This is a genomic window from Streptomyces sp. ISL-43 (assembly GCF_018614195.1).
Classification (GTDB): Bacteria; Actinomycetota; Actinomycetes; order Streptomycetales; family Streptomycetaceae; genus Streptomyces.
The window spans coordinates 313,320-339,273 of sequence record NZ_JAGGOT010000013.1 but is presented as its reverse complement, the minus strand read 5'-3'; the positions used below and the strand labels follow the sequence as shown (position 1 = coordinate 339,273).

At 71.0% G+C, this 25,954-nt stretch carries 23 protein-coding genes; 3 read left to right on the top strand and 20 right to left on the bottom strand.

Annotated elements, in window-relative coordinates:
* Nucleotides 1-108: 108 nt before the first annotated feature.
* The 6 genes from carB to pyrR form a co-directional block, all read right to left on the bottom strand.
* Nucleotides 109-3,420, bottom strand: coding sequence for a carbamoyl-phosphate synthase large subunit (carB, locus tag J7F03_RS09580; protein WP_214948220.1), 3,312 nt, complete (start codon nt 3,418-3,420; stop codon nt 109-111).
* Complete coding sequence (gene carA, locus J7F03_RS09575) at nt 3,413-4,579, bottom strand: glutamine-hydrolyzing carbamoyl-phosphate synthase small subunit (protein WP_214948219.1); 1,167 nt, start codon at nt 4,577-4,579, stop codon at nt 3,413-3,415. Before carA ends, carB begins: the two co-directional genes overlap by 8 nt.
* A complete protein-coding gene (locus tag J7F03_RS09570; protein WP_214948218.1) occupies nt 4,576-5,169 on the bottom strand; it encodes a hypothetical protein in 594 nt (197 codons plus the stop codon). Before J7F03_RS09570 ends, carA begins: the two co-directional genes overlap by 4 nt.
* Complete coding sequence (locus J7F03_RS09565) at nt 5,166-6,452, bottom strand: dihydroorotase (RefSeq protein WP_214948217.1); 1,287 nt, start codon at nt 6,450-6,452, stop codon at nt 5,166-5,168. Before J7F03_RS09565 ends, J7F03_RS09570 begins: the two co-directional genes overlap by 4 nt.
* A gap of 2 nt (nt 6,453-6,454) precedes the next feature.
* On the bottom strand, nt 6,455-7,444 hold the full coding sequence (locus tag J7F03_RS09560) for an aspartate carbamoyltransferase catalytic subunit (protein WP_214948216.1): 990 nt from the start codon (nt 7,442-7,444) through the stop codon (nt 6,455-6,457).
* A 100-nt stretch (nt 7,445-7,544) separates the two neighbouring features.
* A complete protein-coding gene (pyrR, locus tag J7F03_RS09555) occupies nt 7,545-8,156 on the bottom strand; it encodes a bifunctional pyr operon transcriptional regulator/uracil phosphoribosyltransferase PyrR (protein WP_214948215.1) in 612 nt (203 codons plus the stop codon).
* A 264-nt stretch (nt 8,157-8,420) separates the two neighbouring features.
* On the opposite strand from pyrR, the gene bldD reads away from it, so the two are divergent.
* On the top strand, nt 8,421-8,921 hold the full coding sequence (bldD, locus tag J7F03_RS09550) for a transcriptional regulator BldD (protein WP_069929708.1): 501 nt from the start codon (nt 8,421-8,423) through the stop codon (nt 8,919-8,921).
* A gap of 184 nt (nt 8,922-9,105) precedes the next feature.
* Here bldD and nusB read toward each other — a convergent pair whose 3' ends face one another.
* The 13 genes from nusB to J7F03_RS09485 form a co-directional block, all read right to left on the bottom strand.
* Nucleotides 9,106-9,543 (bottom strand): transcription antitermination factor NusB, encoded by a 438-nt coding sequence (gene nusB, locus J7F03_RS09545; RefSeq protein WP_214948214.1) that lies wholly within the window; start codon nt 9,541-9,543, stop codon nt 9,106-9,108.
* Nucleotides 9,544-9,545: 2 nt separating this feature from the next.
* Nucleotides 9,546-10,112, bottom strand: a complete 567-nt coding sequence (gene efp / locus J7F03_RS09540; RefSeq protein WP_214948213.1) for an elongation factor P — start codon at nt 10,110-10,112, stop codon at nt 9,546-9,548.
* 59 nt (nt 10,113-10,171) lie between these two features.
* The gene (locus J7F03_RS09535) at nt 10,172-11,281 is read right to left on the bottom strand and encodes an aminopeptidase P family protein (RefSeq protein ID WP_214948212.1); all 1,110 of its coding nucleotides are present in this window, start codon (nt 11,279-11,281) and stop codon (nt 10,172-10,174) included.
* An 82-nt stretch (nt 11,282-11,363) separates the two neighbouring features.
* Nucleotides 11,364-12,113: an AAA family ATPase gene (locus J7F03_RS09530; RefSeq protein ID WP_214948211.1), complete on the bottom strand. Its 750-nt coding sequence runs from the start codon at nt 12,111-12,113 to the stop codon at nt 11,364-11,366.
* Nucleotides 12,114-12,269: 156 nt separating this feature from the next.
* Nucleotides 12,270-13,361: a 3-dehydroquinate synthase gene (gene aroB / locus J7F03_RS09525; protein WP_214948210.1), complete on the bottom strand. Its 1,092-nt coding sequence runs from the start codon at nt 13,359-13,361 to the stop codon at nt 12,270-12,272.
* Nucleotides 13,358-13,840 carry a shikimate kinase gene (locus J7F03_RS09520; protein WP_214948341.1) on the bottom strand — a complete coding sequence of 161 codons (483 nt, stop codon included), beginning with the start codon at nt 13,838-13,840 and terminating at the stop codon, nt 13,358-13,360. Before J7F03_RS09520 ends, aroB begins: the two co-directional genes overlap by 4 nt.
* A gap of 44 nt (nt 13,841-13,884) precedes the next feature.
* Nucleotides 13,885-15,069 carry a chorismate synthase gene (gene aroC, locus J7F03_RS09515; protein ID WP_214948209.1) on the bottom strand — a complete coding sequence of 395 codons (1,185 nt, stop codon included), beginning with the start codon at nt 15,067-15,069 and terminating at the stop codon, nt 13,885-13,887.
* 180 nt (nt 15,070-15,249) lie between these two features.
* Nucleotides 15,250-16,077, bottom strand: a complete 828-nt coding sequence (locus J7F03_RS09510) for a shikimate dehydrogenase (RefSeq protein ID WP_214948208.1) — start codon at nt 16,075-16,077, stop codon at nt 15,250-15,252.
* 6 nt (nt 16,078-16,083) lie between these two features.
* On the bottom strand, nt 16,084-17,760 hold the full coding sequence (gene mltG / locus J7F03_RS09505; RefSeq protein ID WP_374104293.1) for an endolytic transglycosylase MltG: 1,677 nt from the start codon (nt 17,758-17,760) through the stop codon (nt 16,084-16,086).
* Between the two features lie 227 nt (nt 17,761-17,987).
* A complete protein-coding gene (ruvX, locus tag J7F03_RS09500; protein ID WP_214948206.1) occupies nt 17,988-18,458 on the bottom strand; it encodes a Holliday junction resolvase RuvX in 471 nt (156 codons plus the stop codon).
* Nucleotides 18,459-18,460: 2 nt separating this feature from the next.
* Nucleotides 18,461-21,130, bottom strand: coding sequence for an alanine--tRNA ligase (alaS, locus tag J7F03_RS09495; RefSeq protein ID WP_214948205.1), 2,670 nt, complete (start codon nt 21,128-21,130; stop codon nt 18,461-18,463).
* Complete coding sequence (locus J7F03_RS09490) at nt 21,130-21,474, bottom strand: DUF6167 family protein (protein ID WP_214948204.1); 345 nt, start codon at nt 21,472-21,474, stop codon at nt 21,130-21,132. Before J7F03_RS09490 ends, alaS begins: the two co-directional genes overlap by 1 nt.
* An 8-nt stretch (nt 21,475-21,482) precedes the next feature.
* Nucleotides 21,483-21,923 carry a DUF948 domain-containing protein gene (locus J7F03_RS09485; RefSeq protein ID WP_214948203.1) on the bottom strand — a complete coding sequence of 147 codons (441 nt, stop codon included), beginning with the start codon at nt 21,921-21,923 and terminating at the stop codon, nt 21,483-21,485.
* Between the two features lie 169 nt (nt 21,924-22,092).
* Between J7F03_RS09485 and J7F03_RS09480 the strand changes: the two genes are divergently transcribed.
* Nucleotides 22,093-24,336 carry an AAA family ATPase gene (locus J7F03_RS09480; RefSeq protein ID WP_214948202.1) on the top strand — a complete coding sequence of 748 codons (2,244 nt, stop codon included), beginning with the start codon at nt 22,093-22,095 and terminating at the stop codon, nt 24,334-24,336.
* Between the two features lie 34 nt (nt 24,337-24,370).
* On the opposite strand, the gene rpsD is transcribed toward J7F03_RS09480, so the two are convergent.
* The gene (gene rpsD, locus J7F03_RS09475) at nt 24,371-24,982 is read right to left on the bottom strand and encodes a 30S ribosomal protein S4 (protein ID WP_008740451.1); all 612 of its coding nucleotides are present in this window, start codon (nt 24,980-24,982) and stop codon (nt 24,371-24,373) included.
* A 55-nt stretch (nt 24,983-25,037) separates the two neighbouring features.
* Here rpsD and J7F03_RS09470 point away from each other — a divergent pair, with 55 nt between their 5' ends.
* Nucleotides 25,038-25,943 (top strand): DUF2470 domain-containing protein, encoded by a 906-nt coding sequence (locus J7F03_RS09470; protein WP_374104291.1) that lies wholly within the window; start codon nt 25,038-25,040, stop codon nt 25,941-25,943.
* The last annotated feature ends 11 nt before the right edge of the window (nt 25,944-25,954 follow it).

Here is a 25,954-nt window from a genome sequence, read left to right as displayed (position 1 = left end):
GGGGTTCCCTTGTGCGCTCATGAAGAGGGGGACACCCGGCGCGTGTCGCGCATCCGGTGTCCCCCTCCCCTCCTACGGGCCGTACGGGCTTGTCGGTCCTGCCCGGACCTAGTCGCGGGCCGCCGTCAGGCGCTTCGCGTGCTCCTGGAGCGAGCGGACGCCTACGTCGCCGCGGTTGAGCGCGTCGATGCCCTGGACGGCCGCGGCGAGTGCCTGGACCGTGGTGAGGCACGGGACGCCGCGCGCCACGGCGGCCGTACGGATCTCGTAGCCGTCGAGGCGGCCGCCCGTGCCGTACGGGGTGTTGACGATCAGGTCGACCTGGCCGTCGTGGATGAGCTGGACGACGGTCTTCTCGCCGTCCGGGCCCTCGCCCTCGCTGAGCTTGCGCACGACGGTGGCGTTGATGCCGTTGCGGCGCAGTACCTCGGCGGTGCCGGAGGTGGCGAGCAGTTCGAAGCCGTGGGCGACGAGCTCGCGGGCCGGGAAGATCATCGAGCGCTTGTCGCGGTTGGCGACGGAGATGAAGGCGCGGCCCTTGGTGGGCAGCGGGCCGTAGGCGCCGGCCTGCGACTTGGCGTACGCCGTGCCGAAGACGGAGTCGATGCCCATGACCTCGCCGGTGGAGCGCATCTCCGGGCCGAGGACGGTGTCCACGCCGCGGCCGTGGATGTCGCGGAAGCGCGACCACGGCATGACGGCCTCCTTGACGGAGATCGGCGCGTCGAGCGGCAGGGTGCCGCCGTCGCCGGTCTTCGGGAGCATGCCCTCTTCGCGCAGCTCGGCGATGGTGGTGCCGAGGGAGATGCGGGCGGCGGCCTTCGCGAGCGGGACGGCGGTCGCCTTCGAGGTGAAGGGGACGGTCCGGGAGGCGCGCGGGTTGGCCTCCAGGACGTAGAGGATGTCACCCGCCATCGCGAACTGGATGTTGATCAGACCGCGGACGCCGACGCCCTTGGCGATGGCCTCGGTGGAGGCGCGCAGCCGCTTGATGTCGTAGCCGCCGAGGGTGATCGGGGGCAGGGCGCAGGCCGAGTCGCCGGAGTGGATGCCGGCTTCCTCGATGTGCTCCATGACGCCGCCGAGGTAGAGCTCGGTGCCGTCGTAGAGGGCGTCGACGTCGATCTCGATGGCGTCGTCGAGGAAGCGGTCGACGAGGACCGGGCGGGTCGGCGAGATCTCGGTGGACTCGGCGATGTACGAGGACAGCCGGTCCTCGTCGTAGACGATCTCCATGCCGCGGCCGCCGAGCACGTACGAGGGGCGTACGAGGACGGGGTAGCCGATCTCGTCGGCGATGGCCTTGGCGCCGGCGAAGGTGGTGGCGGTGCCGTGCTTGGGGGCGGGCAGGCCGGCGTCGGCGAGGACCTGGCCGAAGGCGCCGCGGTCCTCGGCGGCGTGGATGGCCTCCGGCGGGGTACCGACGACGGGGACGCCGTTGTCCTTGAGGGCCTGGGCGAGGCCGAGGGGGGTCTGGCCGCCCAGCTGGACGATGACACCGGCGATGGGGCCGGCCAGCGACTCGGCGTGGACGATCTCCAGCACGTCTTCGAGCGTGAGCGGCTCGAAGTACAGGCGGTCGGAGGTGTCGTAGTCCGTGGAGACGGTCTCCGGGTTGCAGTTGACCATCACGGTCTCGTAGCCGGCGTCGCTGAGCGCGAAGGAGGCGTGGACGCAGGAGTAGTCGAACTCGATGCCCTGGCCGATGCGGTTCGGGCCGGAGCCCAGGATGATGACCGCGGGCTTCTCGCGGGGGGCGACCTCGGACTCCTCGTCGTACGAGGAGTAGAAGTACGGGGTCTTCGCGGCGAACTCGGCGGCGCAGGTGTCGACCGTCTTGTAGACCGGGCGGACGCCCAGCGCGTGGCGGACCTCGCGGACGACGTCCTCGCGCAGGCCGCGGATCTCGGCGATCTGCACGTCGGAGAAGCCGTGGCGCTTGGCCTCGGCGAGCAGCTCGGGGTGGAGCTTGTCGGCGGCGGCCAGCTCGTCCGCGATCTCCTTGATGAGGAAGAGCTGGTCGACGAACCAGGGGTCGATCCTCGTGGACTCGAAGACCTCTTCCTGGGTGGCGCCGGCGCGGATGGCCTGCATGACGGTGTTGATGCGGCCGTCGGTCGGGCGGACCGCGGTGGCGAGGAGCTCTTCCTTGTCGCCGGTGGGGCCGACGAAGGTGAACTGCGAGCCCTTCTTCTCCAGCGAGCGCAGGGCCTTCTGGAGGGCCTCGGTGAAGTTGCGGCCGATGGCCATGGCCTCGCCCACCGACTTCATGGTGGTGGTGAGGGTGGCGTCGGCGAGCGGGAACTTCTCGAAGGCGAAGCGCGGGGCCTTGACGACGACGTAGTCGAGGGACGGCTCGAAGGAGGCCGGCGTCTTCTCGGTGATGTCGTTGGGGACCTCGTCGAGCGTGTAGCCGATGGCCAGCTTGGCGGCGATCTTGGCGATCGGGAAGCCGGTGGCCTTCGACGCGAGCGCCGAGGAGCGCGAGACGCGCGGGTTCATCTCGATGACGATGACGCGGCCGTCGGCCGGGTCGATCGCGAACTGGATGTTGCAGCCGCCGGTGTCGACGCCGACCTCGCGGATGATCGCGATGCCGATGTCGCGCAGCCGCTGGTACTCGCGGTCGGTGAGCGTCATCGCCGGGGCGACGGTGATCGAGTCACCGGTGTGGACGCCCATCGGGTCGAAGTTCTCGATGGAGCAGACGACGACGACGTTGTCCTTGGTGTCGCGCATCAGCTCCAGCTCGTACTCCTTCCAGCCGAGGATGGACTCCTCCAGGAGCACCTCGGTGGTCGGGGAGAGCATCAGGCCCTGGCCGGCGATGCGGCGCAGCTCTTCCTCGTCGTGGGCGAAGCCGGAGCCGGCGCCGCCCATGGTGAAGGAGGGGCGGACGACGACGGGGTAGCCGCCGCCGAGCGTCTCGACGCCCGCGATGACGTCGTCCATCGTGTGGCAGATGACCGAGCGGGCGGACTCGCCGTAACCGATCTTGGCCTTGACGGCTTCGACGACGCCCTTGAAGAGGTCGCGGTCCTCGCCCTTGTTGATGGCCTCGACGTTGGCGCCGATGAGCTCGACACCGTACTTCTCCAGCACACCCTGCTCGTGCATGGAGATGGCGGTGTTGAGCGCGGTCTGGCCGCCGAGGGTCGGGAGCAGCGCGTCGGGGCGCTCCTTCGCGATGATCTTCTCGACGAACTCGGGCGTGATCGGCTCGACGTACGTGGCGTCGGCGATCTCCGGGTCGGTCATGATCGTGGCGGGGTTGGAGTTCACCAGGATCACCCGCAGGCCCTCGGCCTTGAGGATGCGGCAGGCCTGGGTTCCGGAGTAGTCGAACTCGGCGGCCTGGCCGATGACGATCGGGCCGGAGCCGATGACCAGGACGGACTGGATATCGGTGCGCTTAGGCACGCTCGGCCTCCATCTGGGCGGTTTCCATCAAAGACGTGAAGCGGTCGAAGAGGTACGCGGCGTCGTGCGGGCCGGCAGCTGCCTCGGGGTGGTACTGGACGGAGAAGGCCGGCTGGTCGAGCAGCTGGAGGCCTTCGACGACCTGGTCGTTCAGGCAGACGTGGGAGACCTCGGCGCGGCCGTAGGCGGTCTCGGAGACCTTGTCGAGGGGCGCGTCCACGGCGAAGCCGTGGTTGTGCGCGGTGATCTCGACCTTGCCGGTGGTGCGGTCCTGGACCGGCTGGTTGATGCCGCGGTGGCCGTACTTCAGCTTGTAGGTGCCGAAGCCGAGCGCGCGGCCCAGGATCTGGTTGCCGAAGCAGATGCCGAAGAGCGGGGTCTTGCGCTCCAGGACGCCCTGCATGACCGCGACGGGGCCGTCGGCGGTGGCCGGGTCGCCCGGGCCGTTGGAGAAGAACACGCCGTCGGGGTTGACCGCGTACACGTCCTCGACGGTGGCGGTGGCGGGGAGAACGTGCACCTCGATGCCGCGCTCGGCCATCCGGTGCGGGGTCATGCCCTTGATGCCGAGGTCCACGGCGGCGACGGTGAACTTCTTCTCACCGATCGCGGGGACGACGTACGCCTCCTTGGTGGCGACCTCGGCGGAGAGGTTCGCGCCCTTCATCTGCGGGGCCTCCAGGACGCGGGCCAGCAGGCTCGCGTCGTCCCCTCCCTTGCCGAGGCTCTCGCCGGAGAAGATGCCGACGCGCATGGCGCCGCGCTCGCGCAGGTGGCGGGTCAGGGCGCGGGTGTCGATGCCGCAGATCCCGACGACGCCCTGCTTGACGAGCTCCTCGTCCAGCGAGCGCTGCGAGCGCCAGTTCGAGGGGACCCGCGCGGGGTCGCGTACGACGTACCCGGCGACCCAGATGCGGGAGGACTCGGGGTCCTCGTCGTTGACACCGGTGTTGCCCACGTGCGGGGCGGTCATCACGACCACCTGCCGGTGGTACGACGGGTCGGTGAGGGTCTCCTGGTAGCCGGTCATGCCCGTGGAGAACACGGCCTCGCCGAAGGTCTCCCCCACAGCGCCGTAGGCGCGGCCGCGGAAGATCCGACCGTCCTCCAGGACGAGTACGGCGGGAGCTTTGGCTGCTCCCCTGGTGGAGGTCGTCATCGTTCGGCGCCTTCCGTCGTGGTGAGTGAGTGGTTCGTCTTGTTCATCGCGTTGACCGCGTCGACCCAGGCGGCGTGTTCCGCCGCGCGGTCGGAGCGGAATCCGGAGTCGATCAGCCTGTCGCCGTGCGCCCATGTGACGACGAGGAGACCGCCCTCGGTGAGTACCTTGCCCGCGATTCCCTTGTCGAGGCGGGCGCCGCGCAGCTGCGCGGCCGGTACGAAGAAGTCGGTGGCACCCGGACGGACCACGTCGAGGCCCGCGTCGGTGAGCGTGAGCTCGACCCGGCTGCGGACGCCCAGACCGTGGGCGACGATCCGGTCGAGCCATTGCCCGGCGGTGGTGGACCCGTGGTACCGGCCGGTCAGGGCCAGCCGGTGCGCGGGGAGGCCGCTGGGGGCGGCGGGCAGCTCCGGCAGATCGCTCTGCAGGGTGCCGCGCCATTTCCAGCCCTGCCGCATCAGCCAGTACACGAACGCGATGAAGACGAGCAGACCGATCACCCACGCGATGCGGGCGCCCCAGTCCGTCACCTCCGCCGACTGTCGTTCGGCGGCCTCGGCGGCCAGTTGGATTACTGCAGGTGTCACGCCAGTTTCCCGTCCACGACCGTTGCCCGGCCCCGCAGGAAGGTGTGAGTGACGCGCCCCGGCAGCTCACGGCCCTCGTAAGGCGTGTTGCGGCTGCGGGAGGCGAAGTGTGCGGGGTCCACGACACCACGGTACGAGGTATCGACCAGGGTCAGGTTCGCGGGTTCACCTGCCGAGACGGGGCGTCCGTGGTTCGGGATGCCACCGATGCGCGCCGGGGCGAAGGACATCCGCTCGGCGACGCCCGCCCAGTCGAGCAGTCCGGTCTCCACCATCGTCTGCTGGACGACGGAGAGCGCGGTCTCCAGGCCCACCATGCCCATGGCGGCCGCGGCCCACTCGCAGTCCTTGTCCTCGTGCGGGTGCGGGGCGTGGTCGGTGGCGACGATGTCGATCGTGCCGTCGGCGAGCGCCTCGCGCAGGGCCAGCACGTCGGCTTCGGTGCGCAGCGGCGGGTTGACCTTGTAGACGGGGTTGTACGAGCGCACGAGCTCGTCGGTGAGGAGCAGGTGGTGCGGGGTGACCTCGGCGGTGACGTCGATGCCGCGGGACTTGGCCCAGCGGATGATCTCGACGGAGCCGGCGGTGGAGAGGTGGCAGATGTGCACGCGGGAGCCGACGTGCTCGGCGAGCAGGACGTCGCGGGCGATGACCGACTCCTCGGCGACGGCCGGCCAGCCGCCGAGACCGAGCTCGGCGGAGACGACGCCCTCGTTCATCTGGGCGCCCTCGGTGAGGCGGGGCTCCTGGGCGTGCTGGGCGACGACGCCGCCGAAGGCCTTCACGTACTCCAGGGCGCGGCGCATGATCACGGCGTCGTCCACGCACTTGCCGTCGTCGGAGAAGACGGTGACGCGGGCGGCGGACTCGTGCATGGCGCCCAGCTCGGCGAGCTGCTTGCCCTCGAGGCCGACGGTGACGGCGCCGATGGGCTGCACGTCGCAGTAGCCGGACTCCTTGCCCAGGCGCCAGACCTGCTCGACGACGCCGGCGGTGTCGGCGACGGGGAAGGTGTTGGCCATGGCGAAGACGGCCGTGTAGCCGCCGGAGGCGGCGGCGCGGGTGCCGGTGAGAACCGTCTCGGAGTCCTCGCGGCCGGGCTCGCGCAGGTGGGTGTGGAGGTCGACGAGGCCGGGGAGGAGGGTCTGGCCCTCGGCCTCGATGACGGTCGCGTCCGCGGCGTCCAGGTTCGCGCCCACGGCGGCGATGGTCTCGCCGTCGATCAGGACGTCCTGCGCCTCGCCACCGAGTACCTTCGCGCCACGGATCAGGATCTTGCTCATCTTTACTTCGTCTCCTCGGTGCGGGCGGAGGTGCTGGTGGTGACGGCGGGCTCGGAGCCTCCGAGCAGCAGGTACAGGACGGCCATGCGGATGGAGACGCCGTTGGCGACCTGCTCGACGACCGTGCAGCGGTCGGAGTCGGCCACCTCGGCGGTGATCTCCATGCCGCGGACCATCGGGCCGGGGTGCATGACGATCGCGTGCTCGGGCATCCGCGCCATGCGGGCGCCGTCCAGGCCGTAGCGGCGGGAGTACTCGCGCTCGGTCGGGAAGAAGGCCGCGTTCATGCGCTCGCGCTGCACCCTCAGCATCATCACGGCGTCGGACTTCGGCAGCACCTCGTCCAGGCTGTACGAGATCTCGCACGGCCAGGCCTCGACGCCGACCGGCACCAGGGTGGGCGGGGCCACCAGGGTGACCTCGGCGCCGAGGGTGTGCAGCAGGTCGACGTTGGAGCGGGCGACCCGGCTGTGCAGGACGTCGCCGACGATGGTGATCCGGCGGCCGTTCAGGTCCTTGCCGAGCCCGGCGTCCTTGCCCACCAGGCGGCGGCGCATCGTGAAGGCGTCGAGCAGCGCCTGCGTCGGGTGCTGGTGGGTGCCGTCGCCCGCGTTGATCACGGGGGCGTCGATCCAGCCGGAGGTCGCGAGCCGGTAGGGGGCGCCGGAGGCGCTGTGCCGGATGACCACGGCGTCGACGCCCATGGCCTCCAGGGTCTGGGCGGTGTCCTTGAGGGACTCGCCCTTGGAGACGCTGGAGCCCTTCGCCGCGAAGTTGATCACATCGGCTGACAGCCGCTTCTCGGCGGCCTCGAAGGAGATCCGGGTGCGGGTCGAGTCCTCGAAGAAGAGGTTGCAGATCGTACGGCCGCGCAGGGTGGGCAGCTTCTTTATCGGCCGGTCCGCGACGCGGGCCATCTCCTCGGCGGTGTCGAGGATGAGGACGGCGTCGTCGCGCGTGAGATCGGCGGCCGAGATGAGGTGGCGCTTCATCCGGGTTCTCCGTAAGTCGGGGAGGGCAGACGGTCGGGCTGGGGGTGCGGCAGGGCAGGCTTCGGCGCGGACCCCCGAGGGGCCCGGTCGCTCGTACGGGCTACTGCCCCGCTGCCCGGTCGGTCCGCTGGCCGAGCAGTACGGCGTCCCGGCCGTCCTCCTCCTGGAGCTGGACCTGAACGTTCTCGCGCAGCGACGTGGGGAGGTTCTTCCCGACGTAGTCGGCGCGGATCGGCAGTTCGCGGTGGCCCCGGTCGACGAGGACCGCGAGCTGCACGGCGCGGGGGCGGCCGATGTCGCCGAGGGCGTCGAGGGCGGCGCGGATGGTGCGGCCGGAGAAGAGGACGTCGTCGACGAGGACGACCAGGCGGCCGTCGATGTCGTCGCCGGGGATCTCGGTGCGGCCGATGGCGCGGGCCGGCTTCATCCGAAGGTCGTCGCGGTACATGGTGATGTCGAGGGAACCGACCGGGATCTTGGCACCGGTGATCTCTTCGAGCTTGGCGGCCAGCCGGCGGGCGAGGTAGACGCCGCGGGTGGGAATGCCGAGGAGGACCACGTCGTCGGCACCCTTGGCGCGTTCGACGATTTCGTGGGCGATACGGGTCAGGACCCGGGCGATGTCCTGCGCTTCGAGAACGGGACGCATGACATCGGAACGCTCGGGATTGCGAGCGGTGTCCTCTGCGTGCCGGGTGTGCTGAGTGTCCATGAAAAGGACCTCCTTCTCCGCCTCACGGGACGGACCTTAAAGGACGTCTGATGTACCTGTTCCACGGTACCAGGGGGATTCCCCCAATCCCGCATCGGGGCAGACCAGGACCCGTCTTACGTGGGCGTTGGAGACCATTCGGCTTGACGCATCCAAGTAACGCTGCGTAACCTCACAGTGAGTTACCAGCCGCGCGGCGGAGCCGCACGTGGTCCATGTCTCACAGTGTCCATGTCGTCACAGCGCACAGCGTCCGGGAGCGTTATGTCCAGCGAATACGCCAAACAGCTCGGGGCCAAGCTCCGCGCCATCCGCACCCAGCAGGGCCTTTCCCTCCACGGTGTCGAGGAGAAGTCCCAGGGCCGGTGGAAGGCCGTAGTGGTCGGTTCTTACGAGCGCGGGGACCGCGCCGTGACCGTCCAGCGCCTCGCCGAGCTGGCGGACTTCTACGGGGTGCCCGTGCAGGAACTGCTTCCGGGCACGACCCCCGGCGGAGCGGCCGAGCCGCCGCCGAAGCTGCGCCTGGACCTGGAGCGCCTGGCCCACGTCCCCGCGGAGAAGGCCGGCCCGCTGCAGCGCTACGCGGCGACCATCCAGAGCCAGCGCGGCGACTACAACGGCAAGGTGCTCTCGATCCGCCAGGACGACCTGCGCACCCTCGCCGTCATCTACGACCAGTCCCCCTCGGTCCTGACCGAGCAGCTCATCAGCTGGGGCGTGCTGGACGCGGACGCGCGTCGCGCTGTGGCGCACGAGGACATCTAGTCCGATAGCAGTACCGGGCCAAGGCCCAGCAGAAACGTTACCGGCGGGTGCCGGGGGCCGAGAGGCCCCGGCACCCGCCGGTTTTTCGTGTCCGGGCGGCAGGTGCGGCCGCCCCGGACACGACGAAAGGGCCCGCAGCGCGCGTGCGCTGCGGGCCCTTTCGTCCGCGCCGGACCGGCGCGTGTCAGCTCTCGCTGCGACGCAGCTTCGGCTTGAGGTCCTTGAAGCGGCCGAGCAGTCCGTTCACGAACGAGGGCGACTCGTCCGTGGAGAACTCCTTGGCCAGCTGGACGGCCTCATCGATCGCCACGGCGTCCGGGGTGCCGTCCACCCAGATCAGCTCGTAGGCGCCGAGGCGCACGATGTTCCGGTCCACGACCGGCATGCGGTCGAGGTCCCAGTCCACCGCGTAGGTGGCGATCAGATCGTCGATGCGGTCCACCTTGTCGGCGTACCCCTCGACGAGCTCCATGGTGAACTCGTTCACCGCGGGCTGGCGGTCGGTGTCCGACCGCGAGTGGCGGACCCAGTCCGCGAGGACCTCGCGCACGGACACCCCGCGCTGGTCGGCCTCGAACAGGATCTGGAAAGCGCGCTTGCGCGCGTTGCTCCGGGCAGCCACGGTTAGCTGTTCACCCGGCCGAGGTAGTCGCTGGTGCGGGTGTCGACCTTGACCTTCTCGCCGGTGTTGACGAAGAGGGGAACCTGGATCTCGTGGCCCGTCTCCAGCGTCGCCGGCTTGGTGCCGCCGGTGGAGCGGTCGCCCTGGACGCCCGGGTCGGTGTGCTGGATGACCAGCTCGACGGCGGCCGGGAGCTCGACGTAGAGCACCTCGCCCTCGTGGCGGGCCACGGAGGCGGTCATGCCCTCGATGAGGAAGTTGGCGGCGTCGGCGACGGCCTTCCGGTCGACCATCAGCTGGTCGAAGTCCTCCATGTCCATGAAGACGAAGTACTCGCCGTCCATGTACGAGAACTGCATGTCGCGGCGGTCGATGGTGGCCGTCTCGACCTTGGTGCCGGCGTTGAACGTCTTGTCGACGACCTTGCCGGACATGACGCTCTTCAGCTTGGTGCGCACGAAGGCCGGGCCCTTGCCGGGCTTGACGTGCTGGAACTCGACGACGGCCCAGAGCTGGCCCCCGTCGAGCTTCAGCACCATGCCGTTCTTGAGGTCGTTCGTGGAAGCCACGGTTTGGGAATCTCCTGCACTGGAAGACCACGGGTGCGCGCACAGCCCGGCGATGCGGGCTAGAGCGCGAGCAGCTCCTTGGTCGTAATGGTGAGTAGCTCGGGACCGCCGTCCGCCTCGGGGCGAACGACGAGCGTGTCATCGATCCGGACGCCGCCCCGGCCCGGGAGGTGAACCCCCGGTTCGACGGTGACCGGCACGCAAGCGTCCAGTTTACCCATGGCCGTGGGTGCAAGCTGCGGGTCCTCGTCGATTTCGAGACCTACGCCGTGTCCCGTCCACGCCGCGAGGGCCTCGCCGTGACCCGCGGAGTCGAGCACGGAGCGGGCGGCGTGATCCACGTCCCGGTACGCGGCCCCGGGCAGCAGGGCCTCCCGGCCCGCCCTCTGGGCGGCGAAGACGAGGTCGTACAGCTCGATCTGCCAGTCGGCGGGGGTCGTGCCGATCACGAAGGTCCGGCCGATCTCGCAGCGGTAGCCCCGGTAGTTCGCGCCGAGACAGACGGAGAGGAAGTCGCCTTCCTCCACCCGCCGGTCGGAAGGCCGGTGCCGGGAGCGGCCGGAGTGCGGGCCCGTGCCGACCGAGGTCGGGAAGGCCGGGCCGTCGGCGCCGTGGTCCACGAGGCGGCGCTCCAGTTCGAGGGCGAGGTGCCGCTCGGTGCGGCCCACCAGGATCGATTCCAGCAGCTCGCCGAGGGCCTGGTCGGCGATCTCGGCGGCGATCCGCAGACAGGCGATCTCCTCCTCGTCCTTGACGAGGCGCTGCTGCTCGACGGCGGTCCCGAGATCGGCGAGGCGCAGTCTGGGCGCCACGGAGCGCAGGGCCCGGTGCCGGCCCACGGTGATGTGGTGCTCCTCGACGGCGAGGGAATCGGCGTGCGAGGAGGCGGCCAGGTCGGCGGCGGCGACCGCGGGATCCGCGCCGGGTCCGGCCAGCACGGAGAGCCGCAGGTTCTCGTCGAGCCGTCCCTCGTCGGCCTCCCCGGAGGGCTGCCCCGCGCAGAAGAGCATGTCCTCGCCGCCCGGTCCGACCAGCAGGACGGCGCCCGGCGGCGAAGCCCCGGAGAGGTAGCGGACGTTCGCCGGACGCGTGATGAGTGCGGCGGCGTTTCCGGCGGCCGCACAGCGGTCGCGAAGCAGGCCCCGGCGGGCCGCGTACACGTCTGACATGCTTCCGAGCCTACGAGCGGCTCGCGCATCCGGCCTGGCGAGCGCCGCCGTACGGGGACGCGGTGGGCTCGGCGGGATGGGCTCAGTAGGCCGGAGCCGATATGGCGCGGGCCAGGGTCTCGTCCAGGGCCCGGGCGGTGCCCTCGATGTCCAGATGGGAGTTGTCGATGATCGGCAGCCCGGATCCGTACCAGCCCGCCATGCGGCCGTGGATGCGCGCGACTTCCTCGTCGGAGAGCCGCCGGTTCCCGGAGCGGGCCGCGTTGCGCTCCAGGACGATCTCCAGGCCGGGCAGCAGGACGACCGGCAGCAGCGCGGGCCCGACGTGGCGCTTCCAGCCGCCGAGGCCCACGACCGGGCGGTCCGGGAACACGGCGTCGTCGAGGATGCAGGAGATCCCGTTGGCCAGGAAGTTGCGGGCGGCGAAGCCGCAGGTGCGGCGGGCGAGGCGGTACTGGGCCTCGGAGTGGTCGTTCCAGCCGGCCTGCGGGTCCGCGAAGCCCGAGCACACCCATTCCCGTACGTCGTCCAGGCTGATGTGCGCGGTGGGGACCGGCCGGGTGCCCGCCCAGTGGCGGGCCACGGTGGTCTTGCCCGCGCCCGCGGGACCGATCAGCAGCACCGCGAGGGTGGCGCCTCCGGTGCCGGGGGCGGCGGGCGGCAGCGGTATGTGCCCGGTGGCCCCGTCCTGCGGCCCCGGTACGGGCACGGACGCGGGCGGCACGGGCGGTACGGGCCAGCCCAGCGCCGGGGGCGCCTGCGGGTGCGGGGGCGCCGCCGGGCGCTGACCCCCCGACGGCTCCCAGCTCCCGCCCGCCACTCCATGCTGCATCCGCTGCCACTCCGTCCCGTTCCAGCACGACTGATGCGAGAACGTTATATGACCCGGAGGGCTGGTCGGGTCACTCGGTCGCACGGTTGCCCGAACCGTGCCGTCCGCCGGGGCTCACGACAGGGCCGGGGCCCGGCCGTGACCCCGGCGGACGGGTCAGGCCGTGACTTCGCCGAAGGCCGCCACGAGAACGGCCGGGTCCGGGCCCTCCAGGACGGTCGGCTTGGCCAGCCCGTCCAGGACGATGAAGCGCAGCAGGTCGCCACGGGACTTCTTGTCGAGCTTCATGGTCTCCAGCAGCTTGGGCCACTGGTCGCCGCGGTAGGTCAGCGGCAGCCCCACCGAGGCGAGGACCGCCTTGTGCCGGTCGGCCGTCGCGTCGTCGAGGCGGCCCGCCAGCCGGCCGAGCTCGGCCGCGAAGACCATGCCGACCGAGACGGCCGCGCCGTGCCGCCACTTGTAGCGCTCGTTCTTCTCGATGGCGTGCGCGAGGGTGTGCCCGTAGTTCAGGATTTCCCGCAGCCCCGACTCCTTGAGGTCGCTGGAGACCACGTCCGCCTTGACCTGGATGGAGCGGCAGATCAGCTCGGCCGTGTGCGGGCCGGCGGGCGTGCGCGCCGCTTCCGGGTCCGCCTCGATCAGGTCGAGGATCACCGGGTCGGAGATGAATCCGGCCTTGATGATCTCGGCGAGGCCGCTGACGTAGTCGTTGACCGGCAGCGACTCCAGCGCGGCCAGGTCGCAGAGCACGCCGGCCGGCGGGTGGAAGGCGCCGACGAGGTTCTTGCCCTCGGCGGTGTTGATGCCGGTCTTGCCGCCGACGGCCGCGTCCACCATCGCCAGGATGGTGGTGGGCACGGCGATCCAGCGCACGCCGCGCAGCCAGGAGGCCGCGACGAAGCCCGCGAGGTCGGTGGTGGCTCCCCCGCCGACGCCGACGATGGCGTCGGTGCGGGTGAAGCCGGACTGGCCCAGCGCCTTCCAGCAGTACGCCGCCACCTCGGCCGTCTTGGCCTCCTCGGCGTTCGGCACCTGGATGGCGACGGCCTCGTAGCCCTGCGCGGCGAGGTCGTCGCGCAGTGCCTCACCGGTCGAGGCGAGTGCCTCGGGGTGGATGACGGCGACCCGCTGGGCCTTCGTACCGATCAGGGAGCCGAGCTCGCCGAGCAGCTGCCGGCCGACCAGCACCTCGTACGCGTCGTGCCCGGCGCTCGCGCCGACCTGGATCCGCGTCACCTGGTCTGTCATGCGTTCTTCAACTCCAGAGCGTCGAGGACCGCCTGCGCGACCTCTTCGGGGGTGCGGTCGTCGGTGGCCACCACGACGCGCGCGACTTCGGTGTACAGGGGGCGCCTGGCCTCCATCAGCTCGCGCCACTGGCGGCGCGGGTTGATGGCGAGCAGCGGGCGCGCGGCGCCGAGGCCCACGCGCCGGACGGCTTCCTCGACGTCCATCGAGAGGTAGGCGACGGGCAGCCCGGTCAGCAGCCGCCGCGTCTCCTCGTCGAGGACGGCGCCGCCGCCGAGGGCGAGGACGCCGTCGTGCCCGGCGACGGCGGCCGCGACCGCCTCCCGCTCCAGCTCACGGAAGTACGTCTCGCCCTCGTCCACGAAGATGTCGGAGATCTCCCGGCCCTGGGCCGCCACGATGTCGGCGTCCGTGTCCCGGTAGGAGACGCCGAGCCGCCGCGCGATCAGCTCGCCCACGGTCGACTTGCCGGACCCCATGGGGCCGACGAGAACGACCAGGGGGCCGGTTTCGGGGGCGGGGGTCACCGGATCTGCAGGTTGTCGAGGTACGACCGGACGTTGCGGCGGGTCTCCGGGACGGAGTCGCCGCCGAACTTCTCCACGACGGCGTCGGCCAGCACCAGGGCGACCATGGCCTCGGCGACGATGCCCGCGGCGGGCACGGCACAGACGTCGGAGCGCTGGTGGTGGGCAACCGTCGCCTCTCCGGTGGCCACGTCCACGGTCGCGAGGGCCTTCGGCACGGTCGCGATCGGCTTCATCGCGGCCCGTACGCGCAGCAGCTCACCGGTCGTCAGACCGCCCTCGGTGCCGCCGGAGCGGCCGGAGGTGCGCTTGATGCCCTCGGGGGTGGAGACGATCTCGTCGTGCGCCTGCGAGCCGGGTACGCGGGCCAGGTCGAAGCCGTCGCCGACCTCCACGCCCTTGATGGCCTGGATGCCCATGAGCGCGGCCGCGAGGCGCGCGTCGAGGCGGCGGTCCCAGTGCACGTGCGAGCCGAGGCCGACGGGAACCCCGTAGGCGAGGACCTCGACGACGCCGCCGAGGGTGTCGCCGTCCTTGTGGGCCTGGTCGATCTCCGCGACCATCGCCTTCGACGCGTCGGCGTCGAGGCAGCGCACCGGGTCGGCGTCGAGCTTCTCGACGTCGGCGGGGGTCGGGTAGACGCCGTACGGGGCCTTGGCGGCCGCCAGCTCCACGACGTGGGAGACGATCTCGATGCCCGCGACCTCCTTGATGAAGGAGCGGGCGATGGCGCCGAGGGCCACGCGGGCGGCGGTCTCACGGGCGCTGGCGCGCTCCAGGATCGGCCGGGCCTCGTCGAAGCCGTACTTCTGCATGCCGGCGAGGTCGGCGTGGCCGGGACGGGGCCGGGTGAGCGGCGCGTTGCGGCCGGTCTCCTTGAGCTCCGAGGGGTCCACGGGGTCGGCCGACATGACCTTCTCCCACTTCGGCCACTCGGTGTTTCCGATCATCACGGCGACCGGGGAGCCGAGGGAGAGACCGTGGCGGACACCGCCGAGGAAGGTCACCTCGTCCTGTTCGAACTTCATCCGGGCACCGCGGCCGTAACCGAGCCGGCGGCGGGCCAGGTGGTCGGCCACCAGCTCCGTGGTGACCGGAACGCCGGCGGGAAGCCCCTCCAGCGTCGCTACCAGCGCCGGGCCGTGCGATTCCCCGGCGGTCAGCCAACGCAACCTGCTCAACGATGCTCCTCATGCTCGCGCCTGATTCAGCGACGGCGCGATCGGGTGCGCGGCCCGGACCCGCCTTCACCCGATCCTCCCATGTCCGGGCCGGTGCACCGCCCTCCGGTCCAGCTGTCGGACGGCGGCGCACCCGCCCGTAAGGCGGGAAGTGAATCTAGCGGAGGCCCGGGCGGCCGCTCAGTGCCGGGCGAGCAGGGCCGCTTCGCCGGCGGCCCGCATGGCCGCCAGGGGCGCGGCGGGGCGGCCGGTCATCTGCTCGACCTGCAGGACCGCCTGGTGGACCAGCAGGTCCAGGCCGCCGAGCAGCTTGCCGCCGCGGCCCGACCAGGCCGCGGCGAGCGCGGTGGGCCACGGGTCGTAGAGGACGTCGAAGAGCGTGCCCGGCCCGGCGGGCACGGAGCCGGCCAGCTCGTCGGTGGCACCGGCCGGGGTGGTCGCGATGACCAGCGGGGCGGCCAGCGCCTCGGCGGCCCGTGACCAGTCGGCCGTGCGGACGTCCACGCCGAGCCGCTCGCCCCACTCGCGCATCTCGGCGGCGCGGGCCGCCGAGCGTACGTACGCGGTCACCTCACCGGAGCAGATCCGCGCGAGCGCGGCGAGCGCCGAGGAGGCGGTGGCGCCGGCGCCGAGGATCGCGGCGGACTCCACCTTGGTCACGCCCTGCTCGCCTAGGGCGGAGAGCAGGCCGGGGATGTCGGTGTTGTCGCCGACGCGGCGGCCGTCCTCGGTGAAGACGACCGTGTTGACCGCCTCGACGGAGGCGGCCGTGTCGCTGATGCCGTCGAGCAGCGGGATGATCGCCCGCTTGAGCGGCATGGTCAGCGACAGCCCGGCCCACTCGGGGCCGAGCTGTGCCATGAACCCGGGGAGCGCGGCCTCGTCGATCTCGAAGCGGTCGTACGACCAGTCGGCGAGGCCGAGCTCCTGGTACGCGGCGCGGTGCAGCACCGGCGAAAGGGAGTGCTCGATGGGCGAACCCAGCACCGCGGCCCGTATCCGTGCCATGTTCCGCTACCCGCCGTTCTCTGTCTTCTGCTTCTGCCGTGCCTGGAACTCGTCGACGAGCTTCAGGTGCTCGTCGTACGTCTTGGTGAAGGTCGTCTTGTCGCCGTCGACCGACACGAAGAACATCCAGCCGCCGTGGTCCGGGCTGAGCGTAGCGGTCAGCGCGTCCAGGCCGGGGTTCCCGATCGGGCCCGGGGGCAGTCCCGCCACGTTGTGCGTGTTGTAGGGGTGGACGAAGGCCTTGGCCTCCGTGAGGTTGAAGTTGATCTCGCTCGTGCCCTTGACGTAGTTGTACGTCGAGTCGAACTGGATCTTCCGGTTCGTGACGTCGTTGGTCTTCTTGAGGCGGTTGTAGACCACCTCCGACATCTTCCGGAAGTCGTCGTGGTTCTTGCCCTCGGCGTTGACGAGGCTGGCGACCGTGATCACCTGGATCGGGTTCTCCAGGCCCAGCTCCTTGGCCTTGCCCTCGACCCCGAGCTCCCCGTACTTGTCGGTCGCGTTCTTGACCATCTGCTTGAGCAGGGACTCCGGCGTGCTGTCCTTGGTCAGGTCGTAGCGCATCGGGTACAGGAAGCCCTCGAGCGGGTCCATGAGCTTCGGGTCGTTGTTCGCCCACGCCGGCAGGCCGAGGTTCTTGGCCTCGCGGAAGGCGATGTCCTTGGTGGTGCCCGCCGGTTTTTCGAGCTTCCGGTCGATCGCGTCGTAGACCGTGGTGTTGCGCATGCCCTCGGAGATGGTGAGCACGTGCAGCTTGGAGGGGTCGGTCATGACCTCGACCGCCGAGGCGGCCGACATCTTCTTCTTGAGCGGATAGACGCCGGGCTGGATCGCCTTGCCCTTGGGGTTGGCGTTCGCCGCGTCCACGAACGCCTGGGCGCTCGCGACCACGCCCGCCTGCTTGAGGATCCGGCCCATCTGGCCCAGGCCCGCGCCCTTGGGGATCTCCACGTCGACGGTCTCGTCGATGCCGGAGCCCGCGAAGTCCTCGGCCGAGGCGAACTTGTCCTTGATGTAGCTGTAGCCGTAGTACCCGCCACCACCGAGCACACCGACGATGACCACGGCCGCGATGAGGCAGGCCATGCCGCTGCGCTTCTTCGGCTTGCCGCCGGAACGGCCGCGGCGGCCGCCGGGCTCGTCGTCGTCACCGTCGTCGCCGCCACCGAGGAAGGAGTCCTCGGCCTCGTCGGCCTTGACCTCCTCCTCCTGCCACCGCTCCTCCGGTTCCAGGTGCCGCCGGCCCGGGGGGCGCGGCGGCGGGAAGGCCTCGGGGGTGCCGTAGAGGTCGGGGGCCTCGCCGGGGTAGCCGCTCGCCTGCTGCTGGGCATACGGATCCGCCCCCGCGTACGGGTCGGCGGACGGCGCGGCGTTCGCGTACTGGGGGTCGAAACCGGCGTTCGGCTCGAAACCGCGGTTCTGGTCCGGGCCGACCGGGACCTGGCCGGTGTCCCAGCCCTGGCCCCCGTACGTCTCCTGGTGCTGCTGGTAGGCCTGCTGCTGGTGCGTCTGCTGCTGGTACTGGACCTGCTGCTGGTACTGCGGCTCCTGCTGGTACTGCGGCTGGCCCTGGTACTGCGGGTGCTGCTGGTACTGCGGCTGCTCCTGGTACTGCGGGTACTGCTGCTGCTCCTGGTACTGCGGCTCCTGCGGATACTGCTGCTGACCATCGACGTAAGGCATCCGACCCTGCTGGGCCTCGTGCCCGGTCCACCCCTGATCCCCGTACTGGGGATCCTCGGGGTGCCACGGTTCGGAGCCAGGGCCCCGGCGATACTCAGTCATCGATCCCCTAGCGCGCCGCAGGGCGTTGGCCGCGGCTCCGTCCGCCGCGACACCCGGTTCCGCCTCTTGGTGGGCGACGGCTGTTCGAATGCCGCCACTTCGCGCGGAACGTTACCGTATCGCGATCAGACAACCACTTCGACGCACTCACCGGGCGGATTACCTGATACCCGTTCGGTCTCCAAAGCGTTCTGCAGGATCACCACGGCGGCCGCCTGGTCGATGACCGACCGGCCCTTCTTCGCGTTGCGTCCCGAGGCCCGCAGCCCCTGGGCGGCGGTGACGGTCGTCATCCGCTCGTCCACCAGACGGACCGTCACGGGCTTGATGCCCTTGGCGAGTTCCGTGGCGAAGGCGCGGCACTTGGCCGCGGCCGGCCCCTCCCGCCCGCTGAGCGAGCGGGGCAGACCGACCACCACCTCGATGGGGTCGTACTCCTCGACGAGTTGCCGAAGCCGCCGGTGGGCGAAGGGGATGTCCCGGCCCGGGACGGTTTCCACCGGTGTGGCCAACACCCCATCGGGGTCGCACGAGGCGACCCCGATCCGGGCGTCCCCGACATCGATGGCGAGCCGGCGGCCGCGGCGCAGTGTCATCGTCAGGCCGTCTCTACGACGAGGCGCTCGACGGCGCTGATGGCCTCGGGGATGGCGGCCGGGTTCTGGCCGCCGCCCTGGGCGACGTCCGGCTTGCCGCCACCGCCGCCGCCGAGGGTCTTGGCGGCCGTACGGACCAGGTCGCCGGCCTTGAGGCCGCGCTCGCGGGCCGCCTCGTTGGTGGCGATGACGGTCAGCGGGCGGTCGTTCGCCGTGGTGAACAGGGCCACGACGGCCGGGCGGTCGCCCTGGATGCGGCCGCGGACGTCGAGGACCAACTTGCGCAGGTCGTCGGCGCCGGTGCCGTCCGGCACCTGGCCGACGACGAGGGCGACGCCGTGGATGTTCTGGGCGTTGGCGGCGAGACCGGCGGCGGCCTGGAGGACCTTCTCCGCGCGGAACTTCTCGATCTCCTTCTCGGCGTCCTTCAGCTTGCCGAGCATGGAGGCGATCTTCTCCGGCAGCTCCTCCGGACGGCCCTTGACCAGCTCCTGGAGCTGGGCGACGACCGTGTGCTCCTTGGCGAGGAAGTTGTACGCGTCCACGCCGACGAGAGCCTCGACGCGACGCACGCCGGAGCCGATGGAGGACTCGCCGAGCAGCTTCACCAGGCCGAGCTGGCTGGTGTTGCCGACGTGGGTGCCGCCGCACAGCTCCTTGGAGAAGTCGCCGATGGTCACGACGCGCACGCGCTCGCCGTACTTCTCGCCGAACTCGGCGATGGCTCCCTGCTTCTTCGCCTCGTCGATGCTCATGATCTCGGCGGTGACGTCGAGCTCGCGGGAGAGCACGTCGTTGATCTTCTGCTCGACGTCGGTGAGGACCGAGCCGGGAACGGCGTTCGGCGAGCCGAAGTCGAAGCGGAAGCGGCCGGGCGAGTTCTCGGAACCGGCCTGGGCGGCGGTCGGGCCCAGGGCGTCGCGCAGCGCCTGGTGGGTCAGGTGCGTGGCCGAGTGGGCGCGGGCGATGGCCCGGCGGCGGCTCACGTCGATGGCGGCGTACGCGGAGGCGCCCACCGTCACCTCGCCGACCTGGACCGAACCCTTGTGCACGGAGACGCCCGGGACCGGCTGCTGCACGTCACGGATGACGATGACGGCGCCGGAGTCGAGCTTGATGCGGCCCTGGTCGGCGAGCTGGCCGCCGCCCTCGGCGTAGAAGGGGGTGCGGTCCAGGACGACCTCGACCTCGTCGCCCTCGGAGGCGGCGGGCGCGGAGACGCCGTTGACCAGGAGGCCGACGATGGTGGACTCGCCCTGGTTGGTGGCGTAGCCGGTGAACTCGGTGGCGCCGGAGCCGTCGGCGATCTCCCGGTAGGCGGACATGTCCGCGTGGCCGGTCTTCTTGGCCTTGGCGTCGGCCTTGGCCTTGTCGCGCTGCTCCTGCATCAGGCGGCGGAAGCCGTCCTGGTCCACGGCGAGGCCCTGTTCGGCGGCCATCTCCAGGGTCAGGTCGATCGGGAAGCCCCAGGTGTCGTGGAGCAGGAACGCCTTGTCGCCGGCCAGGACCGTGCCACCGGTGGCCTTGGTCTCGGTGATGGCGGTGTCGAGGATGTTCGTGCCGCCGCGCAGGGCCTTCACGAAGGCGGCCTCTTCGGCGAGCGCGACGGTCTCGATGCGCTTGCGGTCGGTCACGAGCTCCGGGTACTGCTGCCCCATCGTGTCGATCACGACGTCGACGAGCTCCTGGATGACCGGGCCCGTGGCGCCCATGAGGCGCATGTTGCGGATGGCGCGGCGCATGATGCGGCGCAGCACGTAGCCGCGGCCCTCGTTGCCGGGGGTGACGCCGTCGCCGATGAGCATGGCGGAGGTACGGATGTGGTCGGCGACCACGCGCAGCGAGACGTCGGTGCCCTGGGCGGCGCCGTACTGCACGCCCGTCAGCTCGGTGGCCTTGTCCATGACCACGCGCAGGGTGTCGGTCTCGTACATGTTCTGCACGCCCTGCAGGATCATCGCGAGGCGTTCGAGGCCGAGACCCGTGTCGATGTTCTTCGACGGCAGGTCGCCGAGGATCGGGAAGTCTTCCTTGCCGTCGCCGGCGCCGCGCTCGTACTGCATGAAGACCAGGTTCCAGATCTCCACGTAGCGCTCGTCGTTGACGGCCGGGCCGCCCTCGACGCCGAACTCGGGGCCGCGGTCGTAGTTGATCTCCGAGCAGGGGCCGCAGGGACCCGGGACGCCCATGGACCAGAAGTTGTCCTTCTTGCCCAGGCGCTGGATGCGCTCGGCCGGCACGCCGATCTTGTCGCGCCAGATGGCCTCGGCCTCGTCGTCGTCGAGGTAGACCGTGATCCAGAGCTTCTCCGGCTCCAGGCCGTAGCCGCCGTCCGCCACGGAGCTGGTGAGCAGCTCCCAGGCGTACTGGATGGCGCCTTCCTTGAAGTAGTCGCCGAAGGAGAAGTTGCCGCACATCTGGAAGAACGTGCCGTGGCGGGTGGTCTTGCCGACCTCTTCGATGTCCGGCGTACGGACGCACTTCTGCACGCTGGTGAGCGTGGGCGCCGGCGGCTTGACCTCGCCGAGGAAGTACGGCTTGAACGGCACCATGCCGGCGGGCACCAGCAGCAGAGTCGGGTCGTCCGCGATGAGCGACGCCGAAGGGACAACGGTGTGACCGCGCTCCTCGAAGAAGCTCAGCCAGCGGCGGCGGATTTCAGCCGACTCCATCAGTGGTCCTCATTCCGGTTGTGCGAAAACTTCGGTCGGTAAGTGTTCTTGTCGTGCTCGATGGCCCTGCGCCGCCGCGGCCCGGGAAGGGCGGTGACGTTGCCGGGCAGGTCGGGGTCCTGGTGGAGTCCCAGTGCGTCGTTCAGCTCGTCCTCGCGCTGGGACATCCCCGCCTTGACGTCGAGGGCGAAGTCCTTGAGGCGGTGGCCGGCCTCGAGCGCCTTGTCGGCGGCCTGGGCGGCGAGGCTCTCGGGGGTCAGCTTCTTGAGCTGGCGGTTGACCTTGGTGGTGGCCCACACGCCGGCGGCTGCGCCTGCGGTGAACCAGAAGGCTCGGCGGAACATCGGCGGTCTCAGCCCTTCTGCTTCCGGCGCCGTGCCGCCGGCACCGTACGGCCGACGATCACGGTGCGTCGGGACGTCTTGCGCGGCATGTCCTGCGCGTCGGCGCCGCCCTTGCCCAGCGCCTTGCGGACGCCGTAGCCGAAGGCCGCGACCTTGACGAGCGGCCCGCCGAAGGTGGACGCGACGGTGGAGGACAGCGCGGAGGCGTTGGAGGTGACTTCCTGGACGTCGCTCGCGATGGCGTCGACCCGGTCCAGCTGGGTGCGGGCGGAGCGGACGGTGGTGGAGGCGTCCGCGAGCAGCGGGACGGCCTGGTCGGTCACGTCGGCCACCAGCTTGGTGGTCGCCTTGAGCACCTGGGCCAGCCTCACCAGCACCACGGCCAGGAAGGAGACCAGGATGGCCCAGAAGACGGCCACGAGGATCCCGGCCACCTCTCCACCGGACACGTCACACCGCTCTCTAAACGTCGATCACCAAGCGAAAAAGTCGTCCTCCGACCCTATCGCGCCGGAGATCCGGCGCAGTACCGGAATTCGGGGGCGGCGCCCCGTCCGTGCGGCCCGACACCACCCCGCCTTGTACGCAGAGCATCCGGACCAGTACCCTCCGTGTCCCATGCGACAGAGACCCATTCCCCGAAGGACTCCGGGCAATCTTCCCTCGGACCTGAGCGGCTTCGTCGGGCGGGGTGTGGAGCTGGCCGAGCTGGAGCGACTGCTGGAGTCCTCGCGGCTGGTCACGGTGACCGGCGCGGGCGGTGTCGGCAAGTCCCGGCTGGTCCTTGCGGCGGCCAGGGCCGCGGCGGTGGCGGCGGACCCCGCCGCGACCGCGAGCCCGTCGCAGGAACGCTACTGCGACGGCGTGTGGCTGGCCGAGCTGGCCTGCGTACGGGATCCGGCGCTGCTGGAACTGACCATCGCCGAGGCGCTCGGGCTGACCGACCACACCACCCGGCCGCCCCGGACGGTACTCGCCGAACACCTGGCCGAACGCCGGCTGCTGCTGGTCCTGGACGGTTTCGAGCAGCTGGTCGACGAGACCGCCACCCTGGTACGGGACCTCCTGCGCGGCTCCCCCGGCCTGCGGGTGCTCGCCGCCGGCCGGCGCCCGCTGACCCTCGACGGCGAGCTGTCCTGGCCGCTGGCCCCGCTGGACCCCGAGGAGGCCCTGGCCCTGCTGATCGACCGGGCGGCGGCCGCCGACCCGGCCTTCACCCTGACGGAGGCCAACCGGGCGGTGCTGGCCGAGCTGTGCGCCCGGCTCGACGGGCTGCCCCTGGCGCTGGAGCTGGCGGCGGGCCGGCTGCGCACGCTGACCCCGGCGCAGGTGCTGGCCCGGCTGGAGGACCGCTTCGCCCTGCTGACGGGCGGCTCGCGCGGGGCGCTGCCCCGCCACCGGGCGCTGCGTACGGCGATCGGCTGGAGCCACGAGCTGTGCACCGCCGGGGAGCGGCTGCTGTGGGCGCGGCTCTCGGTCTTCGCCGGGCAGTTCGACCTGGACGCCGCCGAGTACGTGTGCGCGGGCCCGGACCTGCCGGTGGAGTCGGTGCTGGACCTGGTCGGGGAGCTATTGGGGCAGTCCCTGCTGGTCCGGGAGGAGACGGCCGCCGGGGCCCGCTACCGGATGCTGGAGACCGTACGGATCTACGGGGCGGGCTGGCTGGAGTCGCTGGGTGACGCCGGGCGGCTGCGGCGCAGGCACCGGGACTGGTACATGGGCCTGGCGACCTGGTGCGAGCTGGACTGGTTCAGCCCGCGCCAGCAGGAGGTGGCCGCGCTGGTGGAGGCGGAGCTGCCCAATCTTCGGCTCGCCCTGGAGTGCTGCCTCGACGAGCCGGACGAGATCCACCTCGGCCAGTACCTGGCGGGCACGCTCTGGTTCTACTGGGCGGGCTGCGGCCGGCTCACCGAGGGCCGGCACTGGCTGGACCGCACCCTGGAGGGCGGCCCCGCCGGGCCCGCCCAGCCGTCGGGGTACGAGAGCTCGCGGCTGAAGGCGCTGTGGGTGCTCGGGTACGTGGCCGCCCTGCAGGGCGACTCGGTGGCCTCGATGAGCGCGCTGTACGAGTGCCGGGACGGGGCCGCGCTGAGCGGGAACCAGGTGGCGGGGGCGTACGCGGTGCACCGGATGGGCTGCCTGGCCCTGATCTCGGACGACATGGCGCGGGCCCGGGAGCTGCTGGGCTCGGCGCTGGAGCGCTACCGCGAAGCCGGGGAGCTGAACAGCAACGTCCTGATGTGCCAGGTCGAGCTGGCGATGGCGCTGGCCTTCCAGGGCGAGCTGCCGGGCGCGCTCTCGCTGTGCGAGGAAGTCCGGGACATCTGCGAGGAGCGCGGGGAGCGCTGGACGAAGGCGTACGCCTTGTACGTGCTGGCGTACGCGGCCCTGGACGCGGGTGGCACGGCCGAGGCGCGGCGGCTGCTGTCCGAGTGCGTGGCCGTCAACCACGTGTTCCGCGACCTGGTCGGACTGGTGCTGGCGGTGGAGCTGCTGGCGCTGGTGACGGTGGCCGAGGGGCATCCGGCGGAGGCCGCGGTGCTCCAGGGGGCGGCGGAGCCGATGTGGGACGGGGTGGGGATGCGGCTGTTCGGCTCGGGGTACTTCAACGCCCCGCGGCTGATGTGCCAGGAGCGGGCGGGCGAGCTGCTGGGCGCCGAGCGGTACGCGTCCTGCGCCCGGCACGGGCGCACCCTGGGGGTGGACGCGCTGGTGGAGCGGGCCCTGCGGGGGCCGGAGCCGGCGCCCGCGCCGGCGGGGCCGCTGCCGAGGCCCCGCGCCACCGCCGACCGGCCGATGGGCCACCCGGGGGCGAAAAGCAGGAAACCCGCCGGCTCCCCCAAGGGGGAACCGGCGGGCTGACCAGCCTGTGAGGGCTACGTCCGCTGGTACTGGATCAGCGGGCGTAGTACTCGACGACGAGCTGCTCGTCGCAGATGACCGGGATTTCCTTGCGGTTCGGGTCGCGGTCCAGGCGGAAGGCCAGGGCCTTCAGGTTGACCTGCAGGTAACGCGGGGTCTCGCCCTCGCCTGCGTAGCCACCCTCACGGGCAACCTGGAACGGAACCTTCTCGCGGCTGCGCTCGCGCACCGTGATGACGTCGTCCGGGCGGACACGGAACGACGGCTTGTCGACCTTGTCGCCGTTGACCTCGATGTGGCCGTGAACGACCATCTGGCGGGCCTGGTAGATGGTGCGGGCGATGCCCGAACGCAGGACCAGGGCGTCGAGGCGACGCTCGAGCTCGACGACAAGCGCCTCGCCCGTCTTGCCTTCGGCCTTCTTGGCGCGGTCGTACGCGCGGGCCATCTGACGCTCAGAGATGTCGTACTGAGCGCGCAGACGCTGCTTCTCCAGCAGACGAACCTTGTAGTCCGAGTTCTGCTTGCGGCCACGGCCGTGCTCGCCCGGCGGGTAGGGGCGGGCCTCGAAGTACTTGACGGCCTTCGGGGTCAGCGCAATGCCGAGGGCACGCGACTTCTTGACCTTGGGTCGCTTCTGGTTCACGTGGAACCTACCTCCATGTAAGTTAGGTGAGGCTTACCTTAGCGAGGAGGACGTAATGTCTCGACCACATGGGATCCCCCTGCCCAGTGCGCATCGAAGTTCAGATCCAAACGAAACAGGATCTGCTTTCGACGACGATTGGCAAGGTCAGCCGCGTCCCAGGGAAGGCGTTCGGCAGCTCACCGGAGCCGAACGCGTACGAACCCTCGTAGAGTCCAACGCCTCAGTATCCCTCACGCTCCCAGGTGCTCGTGACCAGGGAGAGTTCGGAACAGGCATGCCGGCCGCAAGGACCGTCACCCCGGACGGGGACGTGATTCTCCTGGTATCAGGGGAATCCGCGGCTGCCAGGGCAGCCGCTCACGCCCAGGACGACGACCTCACCGCCGTGATCGAGATCACGGATGTGGCGCCGGTGTCCGTGGCCCATCGTATCCGAGGCCGCGCGTGGCTCGCCGGGTGGCTCACCCCGGTGCGCGGGGACGCCGACCGGGCGGCCTGCGCGGCGCTGCTGGCGGAGCGGCACCCGGTCGGAGAGCTCCTCGGAATGTCCGAGGAGCTCGAAGCCCCGTACTCCGGCCGGCCGGCGTGGACGCTGCTGCGGCTGGAGGTCGGGGAGATCTCCGTGGACGACCTGTGGGGCGCCGAGCACGTGGACCCGGAGCTGCTGGCCGCGGCCGAGCCCGACCCGATGGTGGCGCACGAGACGGAGCTCCTCCAGCACCTGGCCACGGCGCACGGCGACCGGATGGCCGACCTCCGCGCGCTGCTCGGCACCCGGGAGACGGCGGACATGAAGGCAGTCCCCCTCGCGCTGGACCGCCTGGGCCTGCGGGTGCGCTTCACCCGCGGCGGCTCGGGGACGGACCCGGGGTCGGCTTTCGACGCCCGATTCGACTTCCCGGAGCCGGTGGGCGACGTCTGCGAGCTGCGCCGGGCGATGCGCACCCTGTTCGCCTGAGCCTGAGCCTG